Below are 20,187 nucleotides of genomic sequence, written 5' to 3'. Positions count from 1 at the left end.
GTCCGCTTACTCGTTGTTTTCGTTGATGACTAGCGACACTTGCCGCTCTTGCCACCCTTCCCTTTGGGTGAAGACCCGCTCGGTGACACGAATGTCTTGAGCGCTGATCTGAGCAATTCGTCCGTAGTCGGTGCCCATATAGTTGCCCTCTTTCACACTGGTCACATTGCCATCCGGCGAGGCGATCAGCGCCACTTGCCGACCCGCCATGCGCATCGTACCGACCAATCGCAGATCCTGCAGTGGAAAGCGCTCCAGTGGCTCTGGAGAGCGCTGTTGGTCCGGAGCAAGCGCACCCTCGCTACGATTCACGCTCTCCTGAGCAATAGCGTCGGGCGGCAAAAAGGGGCTGCGGCCTTCGCTGTATAAATAGGACACATCGTGACTTGCGGGCAGCGTCACCGCAATGACCGGCGGCTGACCGCCTGGCGACTGACGAATATCAGCTAACGTACCTTCAAGCTGCGTTAAATCGGCATCCACGCAGCCTGTCAGCACAAGTGCCGCAGCAATGAACGCTGCCTTTTTCACCCCATAGGGCGCTGTTCGTTGACACCTCATAGCGCATCCGCCTCATTTGCAGAAGGCTGCTCGCTCTCTTCAACGTAACGATAAGTACGCGCTAATAGCGAAAGGCGCAGCGTATCACCGCGACCCTCAACGGGCTCCAGAGTAAAGTCATGCTGGGTCACCAACCGGGGCAATGACGCTATATCGGCACTAAACCGCGCCAACTGGTGATAGTCGCCGCGCACCTGAATATCCAGCGGCTGCTCGACATAATGAGCCTGCGTTAGCGTTGGACGCAGCCGAATCGTTTCAATGGTAAGGCGGTTATCGACGGCGGCATCGCTAATACTATCGAGCAGGGCAGGGATTTCCGCACCGGTGGGCAGCATGGTACGCAAACGGGCCATTTGCCCCTCCAGAGTGGCCAACTGCTCCCGCATTTCCGGCAAGAAGGCCGCTTCCGAGGCTTTACTGCGGTATTCGCTTAATAGCCTGACTTCATTACGCTGGGCCGCCATATAAGCTTCACGCTGTTCACTCGCGACTAACCACAGCATGACACACAGCGCTGCCAGCAGGGCCAGACAACAGCACAACACCTTTAACAGCAGTGGCCAGCCGCCGGCTTCCTTAATGTCAAGATCGCGCCAATCAACATCGCGCAGGCGCTGCCACTCTATGCCCCACTGCTCGCGACGCAGGCTCATGGCGCTCCCCCTTCTCGATCCTGGCCGAGATCCTGGCTTAGCCCCGCCGGAGATATATCGGCCACCTGCTCCACCTCAAAACGGAATAGCCGACCGGTGCTGTTTTGATCACTCTCCACCGCTGACAGCGAGGGCACGCCTAAACCTGGCAGCGCTCCAATACGGCGCAGTTGCTCGGAAACCTGACGTTCGCTACCGGCTACAGCAGTGACGCTGACACTGCTACCGTTTTTCGCTAAGCGTTGATAAATAACGCCATTAGCGACGCTATTCGCCACGTCATTAAATAGCTGTACGGTGTCCGCTTGCTCGGTTTGCAGCGCCTGGAACACCGCGATCTGCTCACCTAAACGTTCGGCATCGGTTGCGTAACGTGATACGCCTTCAATATCAGCATTAAGGCGCTCGATATGCTCACTAACATAGGCATTGCGCTGCTGCTGGGCCGCTAGCTTAAGCTGGTAATAGTGTGAGATCAGCAGACCAAGCACTACGCCCAGTACCAGCATGCCTGCCACGATGATGTAAAATTTGCGCGTTCTTCGCTCTCGCTGCGCTTCCCGCCAGGGCAGCAGGTTAATCGTCATGCTCATTGGCTCACTCTCATCGCCAAACCACCTGCGGTTAGCATCGCCGGGGCATCATTGGTCAGCGCCTGAAGGTTGAGGCGCTTATTGACCTGCATACGTTGGAAGGGGTTAGCAATGGTCACCGACATACCACTATCTTCCGCAATACGTTCGGCAAGGCCGGGAATCACGCTCGACCCACCCGCTAACACAATGTGCTTCACCTCTTGCTGACGCCCGGCGGTGTAGTAGAGCTGCAAGGAGCGCCCCACTTGCTGCACCACGGTTTCAAGAAAAGGGTTCAGGACTCGCTCATGGTAATCCTCAGGAAGGCCACCCCGCTTTTTGGCGAAGCCCGCTTCTTCCATACTCAAATCGTAGCGTTCGCGAATCGCATCGGTAAGCTGGCGACCACCAAACACCGTGTCGCGGCTGTAAACAATATGCCCGCCCCGCACGACGTGAAAGGCGTTCATATTGGCCCCGATGTCCACTAAACCAACGCAGGCGGTGGGATCATTATCGACCTTCAACTGACGGCGAAGCTCGGCGAGCGACCGCTCCATGGCAAAGGTCTCAACATCCACTGCCGCAGGCTCCAAACCGGCGCGTTCTAACGTTTCAGTCAGTTGCGTGACGTCCTGCTGCCGACACGCCACCAGCACGACCTGCTGCTGCTCATCGTCAAAAGGCGCGGGCCCCAGGCACTCAAAATCAAACGCCACTTCGTTGAACGGAAAGGGAATATGGCGGTCTGATTCGGCCACAATGCGCTCTTCGATCTCCTCTTCACTCAGCCCGATTGGAAAGCTCAGCGTTTTGGTGATCGCTGCGCTGGCAGGAACAGCCACTGCAGCTTTGCGAGTGGAGGGTTTAGCATGTTCAACGGCACGGCTAAGCACGCTAGCCACATCATCTATATCGCGGATACGGCGTTCAACCACTGCGCCTTCGCGTAATGGTCTTACGGCATAACTTTCTACTTGGTAATTATCGTGGCACTGTTTTAGCTCAAGCAGCTTAACGGTCGCTGATGTAATATCGACGCCGATCAACCCTTTACCAGATTTCAGAAAGCGCATATTGGGTTCGGCTCCGCCTACTTGTCGCCCGTCTTTCAGATGTCGTTTGAGGTTACATGATTTTTAGTTAAGTCACACGCGATCGAACTTACGGCATATCAACACTGGTGGCCGCCGCCTCAGCTTCCTATAATGGCAGCCAATTGCATGATACGGCCGTTTAGATGCCGATCTTTTTATTCTTCCCAGGGTGCTCTTCGTACATGACGTTTCTTCGAACCCTTATCGTGTCGCTATTTTTTCTGATTGTATCGTTGGTCGGTGCCACTGCGTTAGCTGTGGTAGGCGCCGCCATCTACTTTGCGCCGGGCCTTCCCGATGTTCGCCAATTGCAGGATTTCGAACTGCACACGCCGCTACGTATTTTTACCAATGACGGTAAATTGATTGGCGAGTTTGGCGAAGAGCGCCGCATGGCGATCAATTTTGATGAAATACCGCAAGATATGATCAATGCCTTAATCGCTGCCGAGGATGCTAGCTATTTCGACCACGCGGGCGTCGACCCACGCGGCTTGATCAGGGCCGCCGTAGAGCTCGTGCAGAGTGGCGGCACGATCCAATCCGGTGGTTCGACCATCACCATGCAGGTCGCGCGTAACTACATGCTGACGCTGGATCAGACATTTACCCGTAAAATTCGCGAAATCCTGCTGGCACTCCAAATGGAGCAGGTACTCAATAAAGAGGAAATCTTTGAGCTTTACGTCAATAAGATTTTCTTGGGTAATCGCGCCTACGGCATCGCGGCCGCCGCTGAAACCTATTATGACAAGCCACTGGCCGAGCTGAACCTGGCACAAACGGCGATGATTGCCGGTTTGCCCAAGGCGCCCTCTGCCTTTAACCCGCTGGCTAATTCCGAGCGTTCGCTGATTCGTCGTAACTGGATTCTGTTCCGCATGCGCGAACTGGGCTATATCGACGACGAGACTTATCAAGTCGCGGTGCAGGACCCCGTCACCGCCCGCCGCCACTTTACGCAAGCCGAGGTCGATGCCGCTTACGTATCTGAAATGGCGCGCCAGTATGCGGTAGAGCGCTTTGGTGATGAGGCTTACACCGGTGGCTATCGTATCTACACCACTATCGATAGTGAGTTGCAGCCCTTTGCCCGCCAGGCGCTAGCCAACGGGCTGACGGACTATGATCTGCGCCACGGCTGGCGCGGGCCAGAGCAGCGTGAAATTGCGGCAAGTCTTGTTGAAGCACAGGAACAAACCGCGACCCAAGGCCTTGAAGAAGAGCTCTCTGAGTCGCCGGAAATTCGTCAAACCGCCCGTCAGGCCGCTCAGCGCAGCCAGGCTGAAATTGAAGGAATCGATGGCGATGTCAGTAACTGGGTTCAGGTGCTTGAACGCACGCCCAATTACGGCCTTCTACAGCCCGCCATTGTGGTAGAGAGCAGCGGTCGCGAGATGCAGGTGCTTACCCGCCGCGGTGGCCTACAGACAATCGCCTGGGAAGGCTTGAGCTGGGCGCGTCCTTATCTTAGCCCGCGTAGCCGCGGTGCCGAGCCCAGCGCGGCGTCTGACATTGCGGTACGCGGCGATATGATTCGCGTGGTTGAGAATGAAGACGGCTCGCTACGCCTCTCTCAGCGCCCGGATGCAGAAGGGTCGCTGGTAGCTCAAGATCCGCGCACAGGCGCTATTTTGGCGCTCCAGGGTGGCTTTGATTTCAACGCCAGTAAGTTCAACCGCGCGGTACAGGCACAGCGCCAATCGGGCTCGATCTTTAAGCCGTTCATTTATTTAGCAGCCCTAGAAGATGGCGAGATGAATGCCGCCAGCGTCGTTAACGATGCGCCTGTGGTGCTGGACGATGGCAGCAACTCGTTGTGGCGGCCGGTCAACTCTAGCCGTGATTTCCAAGGCCCAATGCGCTTACGTCCGGCACTAGCGCGTTCGCGCAACCTAGTGACGATCCGCGTACTGCAGACCATGGGGCTGGATCACACCATTGATTACCTGGAAGGCTTTGGCTTTGCGCCTGGTCGTTTGCCGCACGGTCTGGCACTAGCGCTGGGTAGTGCGAGCTTAACACCCATGGAGATGACCAATGCTTATGCCGTTATCGCCAATGGCGGCTTCCAAGTAGCTCCATGGTTCATTGAGCGTGTAACTCGTGACGACGATAACGAAATTATCGATGAAGCCACTCCACAGGTCGCCTGCCCGAGCTGTGCCGAAGACCAGGAGACGGTGGAGATCGATGGCCGTGAATACCCGATCGCCAAACGCGTGGCCGATCCGGCAGCGGTCTATATCTTGCGCGACATGCTGCGTGACGTTATTACCTCGGGCACTGGCCGCGGCGCGCTAAGCCTTGATCGTGAAGATATCGTCGGCAAGACCGGCACCACGAACAGCCAGCGCGATGCATGGTTTGCGGGCTTCAACAGCAATCTGGTGACCACGGTATGGGTGGGTAAGGACAGTAACGAAACCATTTCAGAATATGGGGCTCAGGCCGCGCTACCTATCTGGGTAGAGTTCATGGGCGATGCCCTGGAAGGTACACCGAGTGCTTTGCCCGAGCGCCCGGAGACTATCGTGACTGCGCAGGTAGATCCAAGTACCGGTCAACGTTTAGCTGACGGCCAGACGGGCGGTATTACCGAACTGTTCCATCAGGACCACTTGCCGGGCTACCAACAGCGCCGCATCAGCCGCGAACTGGAAGAGGCCAGCGGTTCTCAGGGCTCAGGCACTGCTGAGTCGATCTTCTAACGTAGCGGCACCCTACTCAGCCATCCCCTCTAACCCACCAACGAAAAGGCCCGGAGATCATCTCTCCGGGCCTTTTTCGTTGCTTGCTATCGGTGTACTGCCAACAACTCAGTTACCCGCTAACAGGCGTTGCCGAGGCTTCGCGCTTACTGGCCAGCCAGTTAGCGCCAATGGCTATGATCATTACCACCACACCCGCAATTTCGGTGAGCAGATTGGGGTAAAACACGCCACAAATCGCTGCGGTAATCGCGATCCGTGGTAGCCACGACATGCGAGTGAACAGATACCCTTCCAAGGCTGCCGCAAAGGCTCCCAGTGCCAGTATGGCAATCACCCCGTTCCAGATGACCACCGGCACCGGCCCGCCCATGATGATCTCCGGGTTGAAGACCATGAACAGCGGAATCAAGTAGAGGCCTTTAGCAAACTTCCACGCCTGGAAGCTGGTCTCCATTGGCTTACTACCCGCAATCGCGGCCCCGGCAAAACCTGCCAAGGCGATGGGCGGCGTCACGTTAGAGTCTTGGGAGTACCAGAACACCACTAAGTGAGCGACCAGTAGCGGAATACCAAACTCTTGTGTAAGCGCGGGACCCACCAGCACAATCAAAACGATATAGCTGGCGGTGACCGGTAACCCCATCCCCAGGATCAAACTAGCCAGCAGCACCATTAACAGCGCCAGCAGGATGTTACCGCCGGAGAAGGCCAGCATCATGGAAGAGAACTTCAGCCCCAGGCCGGTTAGCCCGACAACGCCCACGATAATCCCGGCAACCGCACAGGCCATGGAAACCGCCACGGCATTACGCGCACCTAACTCAAGGCCTTCGATCAGCTTGCCAACACCTGCGCTTAGCATGTTTTTGGTAGCACTTGCCGTCACCGGCTGGCCTTGGCGAGGCGCCACAAAGAAGAACCACAGCGCATAGCGAATCACCGCCACCGCCACCATGGTAACCACCGCGTAATAGCCTACCCGCATCGGTGACATGCTCATCGCCAGCAGCCAAACCAACACAGCCAATGGCAGCAGGAAGTGCCAGCCGTCTTTCATGACTTGGCGCATCTGCGGCAGTTCATCTTTGGGCAGCCCCTGCATCCCTTGCTTAAGCGCGATGATATGGACGAACAGATAGACCGTCGCGAAATACATGATCGCCGGCAGGATACTGACCTTGACGATGTCCAGGTATGGCGTATTGGTGTACTCAGCAATCAAGAACGCCCCGGCGCCCATCAATGGCGGCATAATCTGCCCGCCGGTCGAGGCCGCCGCTTCGATACCGCCCGCCTGCTTGGCCTTATAGCCCAACCGCTTCATCAGCGGAATGGTAAAGGCACCGGTGGTGACGACGTTGGCAATCGCGCTGCCGGAAATAGACCCCATACCTGCAGATGCTAATACCGCCGCTTTGGCAGGCCCGCCGCGCTGGCGACCCGTGGCAGCATAAGCCATATCAATAAAGAACTTGCCTGCGCCGGTGCACTCCAAAAAGGCGCCAAACAGAACAAAAATAAAGATGTAAGTCGCCGCTACGCCCAGCGGCAAACCAAAGATACCCTCTTGCCCCAAGTACAATTGCCCGGCAACACGATCGATGGTGTACCCACGGTGTTCAAGAATGCCTGGCATCCATTCACCCAGCCACGGCAGTTCCCCACGCGGCCCGGCAAACGCATACACAATGGCCAGCAGGCCGATGACGGTCATCCCAAAGCCCACCGCACGACGACTGGCTTCCAGCACGGTTACCGTGGCGATACAGGCAACCAGGATATCGGTGTCGCTCCAGAACCCAGCACGACTGAAAATCTCGTCCAGGTTGAACACTAAGTAGCCGCCGGTCAGCACCGCTCCGGCTAAAAACACGACATCTAGTCCCCATCCTAAAACCCCACGCTTACGGGTGGGGCCAAAAGCGGGAAACATTAAAAATGCCAGCATCATGATCAATGCCAGGTGAATACTACGCTGATAGAAAAGCCCTAAAGGCTGAATACCGGCAGAATAAAGCTGAAACAGGGAAAGACCCACCGCCACAATGGTGATCGACCACAGCACCATGCGGGGTTGAATCACATTACCGCCCGGCATCATGGTCGGCGGTTGCTTGGATTCGTTCATGAAGTCCTCGGAAGCGTTAACTAATGTCGTTTTTATCCACGCGGGGATGCGTGAGGGGCTATTAGTTGAATGGTCACGCGTTGCCCAGCGGCGTGCTCACTTAGGCTCACCGGTGTATGCTCACCGTCTGGCCACACTACGCGATGGTTGACAGCAGGAGAACCGACCCTCAACACATAACGGTTATTGGCGACAGGCTCGTTAATCGCATTAATCCAGTAGCCTCCCTCACCGTCGGTAACCTGCTCGCCACGCCCAAAAATATGCCCAAGCCCGGCGGCAAAATCGGGTTGATGGCTACGCTCCAATTGCATGACACCCGCCGCATTGCGATAGCAATCCAACACCGTAAAATGCTCAACGGAGTGCTGCCACTTAATACACCAGCGACCGCCAGCAGGTACCGCTTCATCTACCAGGGTGTCGCCTTGTTGGGTCACGACGGCTAGGCGCATAAACGCCGACGCCGAAGCGGGGGAAGCCCCCACTTCGGCGAACGGCAAACATGCAATCAGTAGCGCCAACAGTCGTTGCTGCCACTGCATGGCAATATCCTTCAATGCACTTTAGCGGTTACTGACGTAGACGATCCGGAATTTCAGCGCCCACTTCTTCGAAATAGCGCAGCGCACCTGGGTGCAGCGGCACAGGCGTAGAGTTCATGGTGAACTCGACTGTCGTGTCATTAGCCGCAGGGTGAACCGCAATTAGCTCGTCAGTGTTTTCAAACAGCAGTTGCGTCAATTGGTAAGCCAGCTCTTCGTCCATGTCGGCATTAACGACGAGAACATTAGGAATACCAATGGTAGTAACGGCTTCATCCATACCGTCGTACATACCGGCTGCAAGCTCATAGGGAGCAAATACCGCTTCTTCTTCCTGAGCGTTGGCAATCTCTTCATCAGACAGGCCAATCAGGCGAATATCGCGTGTTGCGGCAAGGTTAAGAATAGAGCTGGTCGGCGGACCCACGCTCCAGAAACCGGCGTCGATATCACCGTCACGAATCGCATCAGCGGTTTCGTTGAAGTTAAGGCGCTGGGGCGTGAAGTCGTCATAGCTAATGCCATTGGCTTCGAGCAAAGCACGAGCATTTAATTCGGTACCACTACCCGGCGCACCAACGGAAACCCGCTTGCCTTCAAGATCAGCGATCGATTCGATATCAGATTCAGCCAGCGTCACTAACTGCACGGCATTCGGATAAACCGACGCCAATGCGCGCGTATTTTCGATCTGACGGCCTTCGAAATCACCGCTGCCGGTAAATGCCTGGTAAGCCGTGTCGGCCAGTACCAATGCTAAATCAGCGTCCCCGCGCATGATCAGACCCATATTTTCTACCGACGCGCCGGTGACTTCAGCAGTCGCCTGGGCGCCTTCGATATGGTTGTTGATCATTTCGGCAAAACCACCACCGATAGGATAGTAAACGCCACCTGTGCCACCGGTCGCGATAGAGAGTTGTTGGGCGCTTGCAGGGAGCGCGACCGCGAGCATAGATGCAGCTGCTACATATTTTAGAGTTCGCATGAGCGTTTCCTCCGTCCTGTTTGGACTTATAGGTATGGTTGACAATAAAAGGAGGTGTTGAAGCCCCAACTTCTGCATGCCGTAGAGGCGTATGCGGAAGCGGTGGTGGAGAAGTTAGCACGGCTTATGCGTTGGATGCTAATGAGGGCTATCAGCGCAGCACCACCCTTAATTAGGCTTCGATCTTGAGATCAGGCTTTAATAGAGGTCGACGCAGAAAAATGGTGAAATTCTGCATAAATATATTCCCCTATGCCAAATTGTTATTATTTACTCATAATAGTCGATAACTCTACTCTTTCGTCAGTTGCCCAGGAGCCTTACCGCTATGGAGCTCAATGTTTTTGAGAAAGGCGCTCCGCGCCAGAATCTGGCCATCAGTGCTTACCAGCAACTCAAGCATGACATTATTCGAGGCCTGTACGCTCCAGAGCAGAAGCTGTTGATGAGCCGTCTGAAAGAGCAGTACGGCGCCAGTACCGGGCCGCTGCGGGAAGCGCTCTCACAGCTGGTGGCAGACCGTTTAGTAGTAGCGATCAGCCAGCGTGGCTACCGGGTGGCCCCAATTTCGCTGGCCGAACTCAACGACATTTACGACGCCCGAGCTCAGCTTGAAGGGCTAATCCTGCGTCTAGCCATCGAGCGCGGGGACGACGACTGGGAAGCCATGGTGCTGGCCACGGCCCACCGGCTGGCCAAGGTCACCGATGTCAGCACCCCGGATGAGCTGCTCGACATTTGGGACCAACGCCACAAGGCATTCCATACCGCTATCGCCAGTGGCTGCAACTCCCCTCACCTGCTGCAGATGCGCGACACCCTGTTTAATCAAGTGGAGCGCTACCGTCATCTATGGCTCCAGGAAACAGTGATGTCGCCCCAGGCGTTAGAGCTTAAGCGTCAAGAGCACGCCGCGCTGGTGGAGGTCATTCTAGCCAGGGACACCGCCCAGGCCGACAGCTTAATGCGCGACCACTTGATGACCCCGGTGCCGATTATTACCCGCGTTCTTGAGGCGCGCGGCATTCGTTAAGCTGTTGTTCACGTTATTTTTTGAGCTCTTGTTAAGCTCTTTTCAAGCTCAGCGTTACAGCTCTCCACTCCAAAGCCAGGTTCTACGTTTTAAAAAAATGTAGATATTTTAAAATAACGGCGATACATTGAACGCATGCAGTTTTGCAACCAATCCATTGCTGTCGGCGTCATAAAATGCCAACAGAACGAATCGAGGAATCCACGCCATGACACATTTTAACTGGGACGACCCGCTGCTACTGGAGCAACAGCTCACCGATGAAGAGCGCCAGATTCGCGACGCGGCCTATGATTACTGCCAGGAAAACCTTCAGCCCCGCGTGCTGACCGCTTTCCGTGAAGAGCGCTTTGACCGCGAGATCATGAGCGAAATGGGTGAGCTTGGCCTGCTCGGCGCCACCGTTTCCCCCGAGTACGGCGGCGCAGGCGTTAATCATGTCGCCTACGGCCTGATTGCCCGCGAAGTAGAGCGCGTCGATTCTGGCTACCGTTCCGCCATGAGCGTGCAGTCCTCGTTAGTGATGTACCCCATCGAGACTTACGGCTCTGAAGAGCAGAAGCAGAAATTTCTGCCTAAGCTGGCCAGCGGCGAAATGATTGGCTGCTTCGGTTTGACCGAACCCGATCACGGCTCTGATCCGGGTGGCATGATCACCCGTGCGGAAAAAGTCGACGGCGGCTACCGTCTGACTGGCGCCAAAATGTGGATTACCAACAGCCCGATTGCCGATATCGCCGTGGTTTGGGCGAAATCAGCGGCCCACGATAATCAGATCAAAGGCTTTATCGTCGAGCGCGGCACCGAAGGCTTCACCACGCCCAAAATCGAAGGCAAGGTCTCGCTGCGTGCATCGATTACCGGTGAGATCGTCCTCGACAATGCCTTCGTTCCTGAAGAGAACCTGCTGCCCAACGTCAGCGGCCTGAAAGGCCCGTTTGGCTGCTTGAACAAAGCACGCTACGGCATCGCCTGGGGCGTTATGGGCACGGCGGAATTCTGCTGGCACGCGGCGCGTCAATACACCTTAGACCGCAAGCAGTTTGGTCGCCCGCTGGCTGCCAACCAGTTGATCCAGAAAAAGCTCGCCGACATGCAAACCGAGATCACTCTTGGCTTGCAGGCAGCCCTCCAAGTAGGCCGCCTGATGGATAGCGGCAACTGGGCGCCGGAAATGGTCTCGCTGATCAAGCGCAACAACTGCGGCAAGGCGTTGGATATCGCCCGTCAGTCCCGCGATATGCACGGCGGCAACGGCGTTTCCGATGAGTACGGCGTGATTCGCCATATGGTCAACCTGGAGTCGGTGAATACCTACGAAGGCACCCACGATGTGCACGCGTTGATTCTTGGCCGCGCACAGACAGGCATTCAGTCGTTCTTTTGATAGACCGCTGATCAATCGCCTTTAAACGCCATTAGCCAAGGTAGAAACCTTTATGAGTAAGCCCCTTATGAGTGAGCCAACCAAACCATTAGCCGGCATTAAAGTACTCGATATCTCACGCGTACTGGCCGGACCGTGGTGTGGGCAGATGCTCGCGGATATGGGGGCGGATGTAATTAAGGTTGAGCGCCCTGGTAGCGGTGACGATACCCGCCATTGGGGCCCTCCTTGGTTGGCGGGCAGCGAAGAGTCGGCGTATTACCTATGTGCTAACCGCGGCAAACGCTCGGTGACCGTCGATATGGCCAAGCCCGAAGGCCAAGCGGTGATTAAGCAGTTAGTCGCTCAGTCCGATGTGCTGATAGAGAACTTCAAGGTCGGCGGCCTGAAACGCTACGGCCTGGATTACGCCAGTTTGAAAGCGTTAAACCCAGGGCTGATCTACTGCTCAATTACCGGGTTTGGCCAGGAAAGTCCTTACGCGCACCGAGCGGGCTATGACTTTATGATTCAAGCCATGGGCGGGATCATGAGCCTAACCGGTAAGCCTGATAGTGAGCCTGGCGGTGGCCCGGTCAAAAGTGGCGTCGCGTTTACCGATATTTTTACCGGCCTGTATGCCGCCAATGCGGTGTTAGCAGCGCTTTATCAGCGCCGCGATAGCGGTGAAGGTTGCCATATTGATATGGCTTTAATGGATGTGCAGGTGGGCGTGCTCGCCAATCAGGCGCTCAACTACCTAACCTCGGGCAATGTGCCCCAGCGGTTGGGTAACGCTCACCCTAATATCGTGCCTTACCAGGCGTTTGCCACCCAGGATGGTCACATGATCATGGCCGTGGGCAACGACGAGCAGTTCAAGCGTTTTTGCACCGTGCTTTCGCTACCGACCTTGGCTGAAGACCCCCGCTTCGCCACCAACGGTGCCAGGGTAAACAACCGCGCGCTACTCGTACCGCAGTTGGAAGCGGCCTTGGCCCAGCGCAGCACTGATCACTGGCTGGCGGCCTTTGAAGCCGTGGGTGTTCCCTGTGGCCCGATCAATACGCTAGATCGGGTATTCGATGACCCCCATGTAAAAGCCCGAGGGCTCAAGCAGACCTTGCCTCATGACCAAGCGGGGCACGTCGATCTCGTGGCCAATCCCATTCGGTTTAACGGCGCACAGATGAGTGCTTCAACTGCGCCGCCCCACTTGGGACAACATACGGAAAGCGTCTTGGAAGAGCTGGGCATTACGCCTGAACAGCGCACGGCGCTTCGCGAAGCGGGCATTATCTAGCCGCGTTTTGGTTATACCCATTTCCCCTCTTTGGCGCCTTCCCAGGCGCTTTTTTTATGCCTATGCGAACTGTTCAACGTCACAGAGGTTGAGGTACCCTCATCAAAAATACTATACAAAACCTGTACGACTACCGCGTTAAGATTTAAACTAAGCATCGCAAAGTGCTTAGGTGTAGCGTATAGAAACATCTTTTACTGAAAGCTTTAGTGGCACCCGCCTCTACCGACACCATCAGGAGCAGCAATGAGCCAGTGCGCACGCGTTAACGGCAGCTGTAACCGCTGTGAAGGCGAACTGCCTTTTGAATTCACCATGGCTTTTCAGCCGATTGTGGATCTATCACTGGCTAAAATCGTCACTTATGAAGCGTTGGTGCGCGGTATGCAAGGAGAGTCTGCGTGGAGCGTGCTGACGAAAGTCACGGATGATTTACTTTACCGTTTTGACCAAGCCTGCCGTGTAAAAGCGATTGAAATGGCCAGTGCACTGGGTATGCAAACTGACCTCTCGATTAACTTCTTACCCAACGCCGTCTACGAACCTGAAGCCTGTATTCGGGCAACGCTTGAAGTCTCCAAGCGTGTGGGCTGGCCCGCCCATCGGCTTATATTTGAAATTACTGAAACCGAACGTGTCCGCGATCGCCAGCACCTCTGCAATATTATCGATGCATATCGCTCCATGGGCTTTAAAACGGCGCTGGATGACTTTGGTAATGGGTACGCCAATTTAGATTTGCTAACCGACCTAACCCCTGACAAGCTTAAAATCGACCGAGAATTGGTCATGCACTGCGATAGCGACGCTCGCCGCCAAGCGCTACTAAACGCCATTATTTCTCTCGCCCAAGAGCTCGATATGGTACTGATTGCAGAAGGCGTAGAAACCCGAGCAGAAGCGCTCTGGCTAGCACGCGCGGGCATTGTTCGTCAGCAGGGTTTTTACTTTGCAAAACCGGCCATCAATTCGTTAGGCGATGATATTTCTTCTCTACTCGCCGGGTTAAAAAGGGAAGCGAATAGTGGATTAGGAGCAGTGAATGAAAGAGGTTAGTCCCGATCAGCTTTATCAGCTTTTTAACCGTTCGAAACGCAATACCGAAAATGTCATTAAAGCGGCCCCCATTGGCATCTGTATCACCAATCCTTCCGGCTATTTTGAGATGGTCAATCCTGCCTACTGTGAGTTTTATGGCTATCGTGAAGAGGAAATACTCGGCCAGCACTTTACGATGGTCGTGCCCGAAGCCTACCGTGCTCGGCAGTCTGCTTTGCACGATGACTTTATGCAGGGCAGCGAATCGTTCGAGCAGCGCCAGGAGTGGGATGTACTGACGAAACTCGGTGACGTTCACACCATTATTGCCGAGGCGGCACGTATTGAAGGCGAAGATGGTCAGTCGCGAAAAGTCACTTTTATTATCGACATCACCCAGCGCAAGCAGCTGGAAGTGCGCTTAAAGCAGGCCAATGAACGCCTGGACCATCTTGCCCATCACGATGAACTCACTGAATTGTATAATCGCCGTGCGGGTTTGCAGCGCTTGGATGAAGAGATTAAACGCTGCGAACGATACGGCAGCACCTTTAGCATCGCAATTTACGACCTGGATGATTTCAAAGCGATTAATGACACCTATGGCCACAGCACGGGTGATACAGTGCTGCAACAAACCACCGCGTTAGTGAGCAAGGCACTGCGAGACACCGATTTGCACATCCGCCTAGGCGGGGAAGAGTTTCTGATCATTATGCCGGGCGTGAACGCTGAAGAAGCCCACCTGGCAATGGAGCGCGTGCGCGAAGCCATGGCGCAGAATCCCTTTACCGAGCATCAATTAACGGTGACGCTCTCATCGGGAGTTGCCTGCTACGTTGAAGCTTCCGGCACGCGGCTACTTGATCGCGCCGACAAAGCTATGTATCAAGCTAAACAGGCGGGGCGTAATCGTGTTGTCATTGCATCGTCACCCATGTAAGTAACGCTATTAAGCACTATGCTGAAAGATCATCCCTCATCAATAGGAAGTAAGCCATGAGCAGCAATGCAGAACTGAACGAGTTGAAACACAAATACGTCGCTGCTGGCGCTGCTAGCCCCGCGACGGCATTCGCCGACCGCGCTGAAAATGCTGAAATCTGGGACGTTGACGGCAATCGCTTTATCGACTTCGCAGGCGGCATTGGCGTACTTAACGTGGGTCACCGTCATCCTAAAGTGGTTGCGGCAGTTAAAGCCCAGCTCGATAAGCTGATGCATACCTGCCAAACGGTCATGCCCTATGAAGGCTACGTAAAAGTCGCTGAAAAGCTCAGCCAGATCGTTCCGGTTCGTGGCCACGCCAAGGTTATGCTTGCCAACTCTGGCGCCGAAGCGCTGGAAAACGCAGTCAAGATCGCCCGCGCTGCTACCGGCCGTTCCAACGTTATCTGTTTTGACGGCGGCTACCATGGCCGTACCTTCTTCACCATGGCCATGAATGGCAAGGTAGCGCCTTACCAAAGCGACTTCGGTCCGATGCCGGGCACCGTCTTCCGCGCGCCTTACCCAGTGCCCTACCACGGCGTTAGCGAAGATGAAGCCATTCGCGGCCTGAAGATGACGCTGAAAACCGATGCCAACCCCAAAGATACCGCAGCCATCGTGCTTGAGCCGGTGCTGGGTGAAGGCGGTTTCTACCCAGCCTCTACCAGCTTCCTGACCAAGATCCGTGAGATCTGCGATGAGCACGGCATCCTAATGATCATCGACGAAGTGCAGTCAGGCTTTGGCCGTACCGGCAAAATGTTTGCCATCGAACACAGCGGCGTTGAGCCGGACATCATGACCATGGCCAAGAGTATGGCCGACGGCATGCCTATCTCCGCGATTGTTGGTACCGACAAGGTCATGGATGCATCAGGCCCTAACTCGCTGGGCGGCACCTATACCGGTAGCCCCACCGCCTGTGCCGCAGCGCTGGCCGTGATGGAAGTGTTTGAAGAAGAGAACATTCTTGAGAAGAGCCAAGCGCTGGGCGACAAGCTAGCCAAGCGCTTCAACGAATGGGCGGGCAAATTTGATTGCATCGATCACGTGCGCAACATGGGCTCGATGGCAGCGTTTGAGCTGGTCTCGAACAAAGCTGACCACACGCCTAACCCAGAACTGGCTGCCGCACTGTGCAAGAAAGCTCGTGAAGAGGGCTTAATCCTGCTGTCATGCGGTATGTACGGCAACACCATCCGCTTCCTGATGCCCGTCACTATTCAAGACGATGTGCTCAACGAAGGCTTGGATATTATTGAGTCCTGCTTGGAATCATTAACCTAAGTATTATCAATGCCCAAACAAACGCCGCCCAATCGGGCGGCGTTTTGGTTTAACGAGGCCGTCGGTCGCCTTCAATAAAATTCGCCGTAAATACCGCTTTACCATGGGTCTCAAACGACCACTTCATCACATCACTTAATGCTGCCATTACCTCATCGAACTCGCCAAACACCTGGGTACTCATGCGGTTCGGATGTACTTCTAATCCTGTCGCTTCCAAGCGTTTCACTACCTCTTTGACCACCGGCTTAAAGTCATCGGCCAGCGGGTAATAGCTAAGCTGTACGGAAAGGTACATAACGCCTCCTTACGCTGTGTGAGAAGAGTGACTGGCGTTGGCGATACGCTGCCAGGCAGTCAAAATGGCGGCACGCGTCTCATCCGGGTGCTCCATTGGGAACATGTGCGTTCCAGGAACCTCGCTCACCGATAACCCCTTTCGCCGCAAGCGTTTGATGCGCGACGCCGTCAGCAGGTGCGATTCGTTACCCGCCACCAGCTCTAGCGGCACGCCAAGCCGCTGCGGCAAGCGCGAAAGGTGATCCGGCAGATGGCGGAAAATCTCCACCTCAATGCTAGGATCAAAGGTCAGCTCAGCGCTGCCGTCGTCTAACAAGCGCGTCCCTGCTTCAATGTAGTCGTTGAGTGCTTGGGGGGTAAAGCGCTTAAAAAGTCCCCGACGTCCCAGTGAACTCGCCATTACCTCACGGCTGGGCCATACACTTCGACGCCCCAGGGTTTTACCGGCAGGTGTAATTCGGTCAATAAAGCCAAACCGCTTGGCCGCTTTCATCGCCCAGGCATCCGACCCCAGCATTAGCGGTGGGTCGAGCATGATCACTCCACAAAAACGCTCGGGCTGCTTGTCGGCGGCCATGGCCATCAAAGTGCCGCCCAACGAATGCCCCACGCCCAGCAGCGGTTTATCACTCCGCGGCAGGTAGCTCAGCAGCTCATCCACCAGGTTGCCCCAGTTATGATTCACCGGATAATCAGGGTGATGGCCAAGACGATCCAGCGGGTGGAGATCAAACATCTCTGCCAGCGGGTTCAGCAGGCTGCGGTAGCTTAACCCTGGAAAACCATTGGCGTGGGCAAACACTAAACGGGGGCGTGAAGCGGCATCAGCAGACATGGCGGAGCTCGTGGGTGACCAAACGGAAAAATGAACAACTCAAACTATCATACGTCTGTTTTAGCGCGCCCCTGCCACGGGGTCAATCGGGCAAAGGGTTAACAGGCTAATTAAAACAGCGGCAGTTGGTGTTCCTGCGTGTTTTCCGCCAGCCGATACCCCACACCAAGCAGGCGCACGGGGCGCTCGCCACGGGACCAGCCGATATTGAGCAAGGTTTCAAACTGAGCAAGATTGGGCGCTGGGTCAGCGTGTTCGACGGTGGTTTGAGTAAAGTCGTTAAATTTTACTTTTACGATCAGCCCGCGCACCGCCAGTGGAGGGTCTAGACGCGCATAGCGACGCTCCAGATCTTCAATCAGTGCAGGTAGTTCTCGGTGGCAGGCATCGAGGTTGGGTAAATCCTGGGCGTAGGTCTGCTCGGTGCTGACCGATTTGCGCTCACGGTGAGTCTTCACCGGGCGCTCGTCCCGCCCCCAGCTTAGCTCATGCAGCCGCCGCCCAAAGCGGCCAAAGTGCTCGACCAGGTCGGTTAGCGAACGGGTACGCAGGTCAGCACAGGTATGAATATCCAGCCCCGCTAACTTCTCCGCCGTGCGCGGGCCAACGCCGTGGATTTTCTTCACCGGCAGCTGTTGTACGAAGCTATCGACCTTATCCGGCGTAATCACACACAGACCGTCGGGTTTGTTCCAGTCGCTGGCAATTTTGGCCAGAAACTTGTTGGGCGCTACGCCCGCTGAAACGGTGATCCCCACTTCGCGGCTGACCCGTTCGCGGATCGCTTCGGCCATCAGCGTCGCGCTGCCGTGATGCTGGGTGACCTCCGAGACATCCAGAAACGCCTCATCCAGGGAGAGCGGTTCGATCAGCTCAGTCACATCGCGATAAATGGCGAAGACTTGGCGGGCGACCTCTTTGTATTTGGCCATATCGCCGCGAATCACGGTGAGATGCGGGCAGCGCTTGAGCGCTTGGCCCATGGGCATCGCCGAATGAATACCAAACTCGCGGGCGGGATAGTTGCAGGTGGCCACCACTCCGCGCTGCTCGACGCTGCCGCCAATCGCAATCGGGATATCCCGCAGCGCGGGGTTATCGCGCATTTCCACTGCTGCATAAAAGCAGTCACAGTCGCAGTGAATAATTTTGCGCACCGGCTACCCTTCTAACTGTAAAAAACCACAGTTTATCACAGCATCAGGTGCCGCAGAATGTCCTTAGCACTTGCTCATTATCCGTGGCGGGCGCCGCTAAACGGCGCGCTTCCACGGAGTCATCGAATGGCTGGGTGACGACCGCTAACAGCGTATGAAAAGGCACAAAATCACCGTCGTAAGCGGCATCAATGACTTCCTGTACCCGGTGGTTGCGGGGAATAATCACCGGGTTGGCGCGACGCATGGCGGCAAAACGTTCGCGATCCTGACTGGCTACCTGCACGGCCTGCCAAGTATCCAGCCACGCGGTTAGCTCATTCGGTTGAGCCGTTAGCGCCAGCAGCGCCTCGCGGTGCTCATCACTTGGAGAGGAAGCGTATTGCGTGAGCGCATCAAAGGTCGCGGTCATATCCATCCGCCCCTGGTGCATCTGGCTTTCTAGGCCTTCCATTAGCGCTTCGGCTTGGGGGCTTTCCGCCGCTAAACCGAGTTTATCGGCATTCAGGCGGAGTTGCTCGGCGCTGAACAGCGTATCGAAGCGGCGAATGGCGCTGGTGGCTTGCTCCACAACTGCCTCGCCCTCTTCACGCATCAGCGGCAGCAGCGTTTCGGCAAAGCGGGCAAGATTCCACTGGGCAATCGCTGGCTGGTTGGCAAAGGCGTAGCGGCGGCCTTGGTCGATGGAGCTGAAAACCTTCTGCGGATCGAACTGCTCCATAAAGGCACAGGGGCCGTAATCAATGGTTTCACCGGCAATGCTGCAGTTATCGGTATTCATCACACCATGGATAAAGCCCACGCTCATCCAGCGGGCAATCAACACGGCCTGGCGGGCGACCACCGCTTCCAGCAGCGCCAGATAGGGTTCTTCCGCGTTGGCGGCTTCCGGGTAATGGCGCGCAATCACATGATCCGCCAGGGCTTTGAGCAAGACTTCATCTCGCTGAGCAGCGGTAAACTGAAAGGTGCCCACGCGAATATGGCTGCTCGCCACGCGGGTAAAGACGGCGCCGGGCTCGGCCATTTGCCGTATCACTCGCTCGCCGCTGGTGACGGCCGCAAGGGCTCGGGTGGTAGGAATGCCCATCGCCGCCATGAACTCACTCACCAGATACTCACGCAGCACCGGGCCTAGCGGTGAACGACCATCGCCACCGCGGGAAAACGGCGTGCGGCCGCTGCCTTTTAGCTGCACATCACGGCGCACTCCGTTCTGGTCGATTACTTCGCCCAGCAGCAGCGCACGGCCATCGCCCAGCTGCGGCACAAAGTTGCCGAACTGGTGGCCTGCGTAACCTAATGCGCCCGGCTTGGCATCCGGCATGGGCTGGTTGCCGCTAAACCACTCGGCGAGCGTGGCGGGATCAGGTATCTCTTGAGCACCCAGCTCATGGGCAAGCGGCGCGTTGAACGCGATCAGCGTTGGGCTAGCGACGGGCGTTGCTTTAGTGGCGACCCAGAGGGGTTCAGGTAAGGTGGAATAGAGATGTTCGAATGGCAGCACGATAGGCTCCGCTTTTAGTGGCAATGACTAATGTCTATCCTTAGCTAATACCCTAGCATTCTACTCAACTAAACGCCGAGGCGATGTTGCCAAACATACCAAATGTT

Annotated in this window: 18 protein-coding genes; 7 read left to right on the top strand and 11 right to left on the bottom strand. The window is 55.9% G+C overall.

The features are described from left to right. Nucleotides 1–6 precede the first annotated feature (6 nt). The 4 genes from MLE19_RS05820 to pilM are packed head-to-tail and all read right to left on the bottom strand — an operon-like array spanning nt 7 to nt 2,868. On the bottom strand, nt 7–561 hold the full coding sequence (locus tag MLE19_RS05820) for a pilus assembly protein PilP (protein ID WP_240717125.1): 555 nt from the start codon (nt 559–561) through the stop codon (nt 7–9). After that, nucleotides 558–1,217 (bottom strand): type 4a pilus biogenesis protein PilO, encoded by a 660-nt coding sequence (locus MLE19_RS05815; RefSeq protein ID WP_240717124.1) that lies wholly within the window; start codon nt 1,215–1,217, stop codon nt 558–560. The genes MLE19_RS05820 and MLE19_RS05815 overlap by 4 nt, the downstream gene beginning before the upstream one ends. Continuing rightward, complete coding sequence (locus MLE19_RS05810; protein ID WP_240717123.1) at nt 1,214–1,810, bottom strand: PilN domain-containing protein; 597 nt, start codon at nt 1,808–1,810, stop codon at nt 1,214–1,216. The genes MLE19_RS05815 and MLE19_RS05810 overlap by 4 nt, the downstream gene beginning before the upstream one ends. Next, nucleotides 1,807–2,868: a type IV pilus assembly protein PilM gene (gene pilM, locus MLE19_RS05805; protein ID WP_240717122.1), complete on the bottom strand. Its 1,062-nt coding sequence runs from the start codon at nt 2,866–2,868 to the stop codon at nt 1,807–1,809. The genes MLE19_RS05810 and pilM overlap by 4 nt, the downstream gene beginning before the upstream one ends. A gap of 203 nt (nt 2,869–3,071) precedes the next feature. Here pilM and MLE19_RS05800 point away from each other — a divergent pair, with 203 nt between their 5' ends. Next, entirely contained in the window at nt 3,072–5,600 is a 2,529-nt protein-coding gene (locus tag MLE19_RS05800; protein ID WP_240717121.1) for a penicillin-binding protein 1A, read from the top strand. Between the two features lie 112 nt (nt 5,601–5,712). Here MLE19_RS05800 and MLE19_RS05795 read toward each other — a convergent pair whose 3' ends face one another. Genes MLE19_RS05795 through MLE19_RS05785 form a run of 3 tightly spaced genes read right to left on the bottom strand, consistent with a single transcriptional unit; the run spans nt 5,713 to nt 9,264 of the window. Beyond that, entirely contained in the window at nt 5,713–7,731 is a 2,019-nt protein-coding gene (locus MLE19_RS05795) for a TRAP transporter permease (RefSeq protein WP_240717120.1), read from the bottom strand. 32 nt (nt 7,732–7,763) lie between these two features. Next, a complete protein-coding gene (locus MLE19_RS05790; protein WP_240717119.1) occupies nt 7,764–8,276 on the bottom strand; it encodes a DUF1850 domain-containing protein in 513 nt (170 codons plus the stop codon). Nucleotides 8,277–8,304: 28 nt separating this feature from the next. Further along, nucleotides 8,305–9,264 (bottom strand): TAXI family TRAP transporter solute-binding subunit, encoded by a 960-nt coding sequence (locus MLE19_RS05785; protein WP_176303226.1) that lies wholly within the window; start codon nt 9,262–9,264, stop codon nt 8,305–8,307. 328 nt (nt 9,265–9,592) lie between these two features. Between MLE19_RS05785 and csiR the strand changes: the two genes are divergently transcribed. From csiR to gabT, 6 genes are all read left to right on the top strand, one after another. Further along, nucleotides 9,593–10,297, top strand: coding sequence for a DNA-binding transcriptional regulator CsiR (csiR, locus tag MLE19_RS05780; RefSeq protein ID WP_240717118.1), 705 nt, complete (start codon nt 9,593–9,595; stop codon nt 10,295–10,297). Nucleotides 10,298–10,505: 208 nt separating this feature from the next. After that, complete coding sequence (locus MLE19_RS05775) at nt 10,506–11,684, top strand: acyl-CoA dehydrogenase (protein WP_240717117.1); 1,179 nt, start codon at nt 10,506–10,508, stop codon at nt 11,682–11,684. A gap of 67 nt (nt 11,685–11,751) precedes the next feature. Continuing rightward, entirely contained in the window at nt 11,752–12,966 is a 1,215-nt protein-coding gene (locus MLE19_RS05770; protein ID WP_240717201.1) for a CaiB/BaiF CoA transferase family protein, read from the top strand. A 246-nt stretch (nt 12,967–13,212) separates the two neighbouring features. After that, nucleotides 13,213–14,022: an EAL domain-containing protein gene (locus MLE19_RS05765; protein ID WP_240717116.1), complete on the top strand. Its 810-nt coding sequence runs from the start codon at nt 13,213–13,215 to the stop codon at nt 14,020–14,022. Next, a complete protein-coding gene (locus tag MLE19_RS05760; RefSeq protein ID WP_240717115.1) occupies nt 14,009–14,947 on the top strand; it encodes a sensor domain-containing diguanylate cyclase in 939 nt (312 codons plus the stop codon). Before MLE19_RS05765 ends, MLE19_RS05760 begins: the two co-directional genes overlap by 14 nt. Before the next feature lie 56 nt (nt 14,948–15,003). Further along, entirely contained in the window at nt 15,004–16,281 is a 1,278-nt protein-coding gene (gene gabT, locus MLE19_RS05755) for a 4-aminobutyrate--2-oxoglutarate transaminase (RefSeq protein WP_240717114.1), read from the top strand. 49 nt (nt 16,282–16,330) lie between these two features. On the opposite strand, the gene MLE19_RS05750 is transcribed toward gabT, so the two are convergent. The 4 genes from MLE19_RS05750 to MLE19_RS05735 form a co-directional block, all read right to left on the bottom strand. Then, the gene (locus tag MLE19_RS05750; protein ID WP_240717113.1) at nt 16,331–16,579 is read right to left on the bottom strand and encodes a YkoF family thiamine/hydroxymethylpyrimidine-binding protein; all 249 of its coding nucleotides are present in this window, start codon (nt 16,577–16,579) and stop codon (nt 16,331–16,333) included. Between the two features lie 9 nt (nt 16,580–16,588). After that, nucleotides 16,589–17,416: an alpha/beta fold hydrolase gene (locus tag MLE19_RS05745; RefSeq protein WP_240717112.1), complete on the bottom strand. Its 828-nt coding sequence runs from the start codon at nt 17,414–17,416 to the stop codon at nt 16,589–16,591. Between the two features lie 110 nt (nt 17,417–17,526). Further along, entirely contained in the window at nt 17,527–18,573 is a 1,047-nt protein-coding gene (gene dinB, locus MLE19_RS05740) for a DNA polymerase IV (RefSeq protein WP_240717111.1), read from the bottom strand. Between the two features lie 43 nt (nt 18,574–18,616). Next, complete coding sequence (locus MLE19_RS05735) at nt 18,617–20,080, bottom strand: protein adenylyltransferase SelO (RefSeq protein WP_240717110.1); 1,464 nt, start codon at nt 20,078–20,080, stop codon at nt 18,617–18,619. Between the last annotated feature and the right edge of the window lie 107 nt (nt 20,081–20,187).

The organism is Vreelandella neptunia, assembly GCF_022489065.1.
GTDB classification, from domain to species: Bacteria; Pseudomonadota; Gammaproteobacteria; order Pseudomonadales; family Halomonadaceae; genus Vreelandella; species Vreelandella neptunia_A.
Note: the sequence above shows the minus strand (reverse complement) of the source record. Positions and strands in the feature narration are given on the sequence as shown.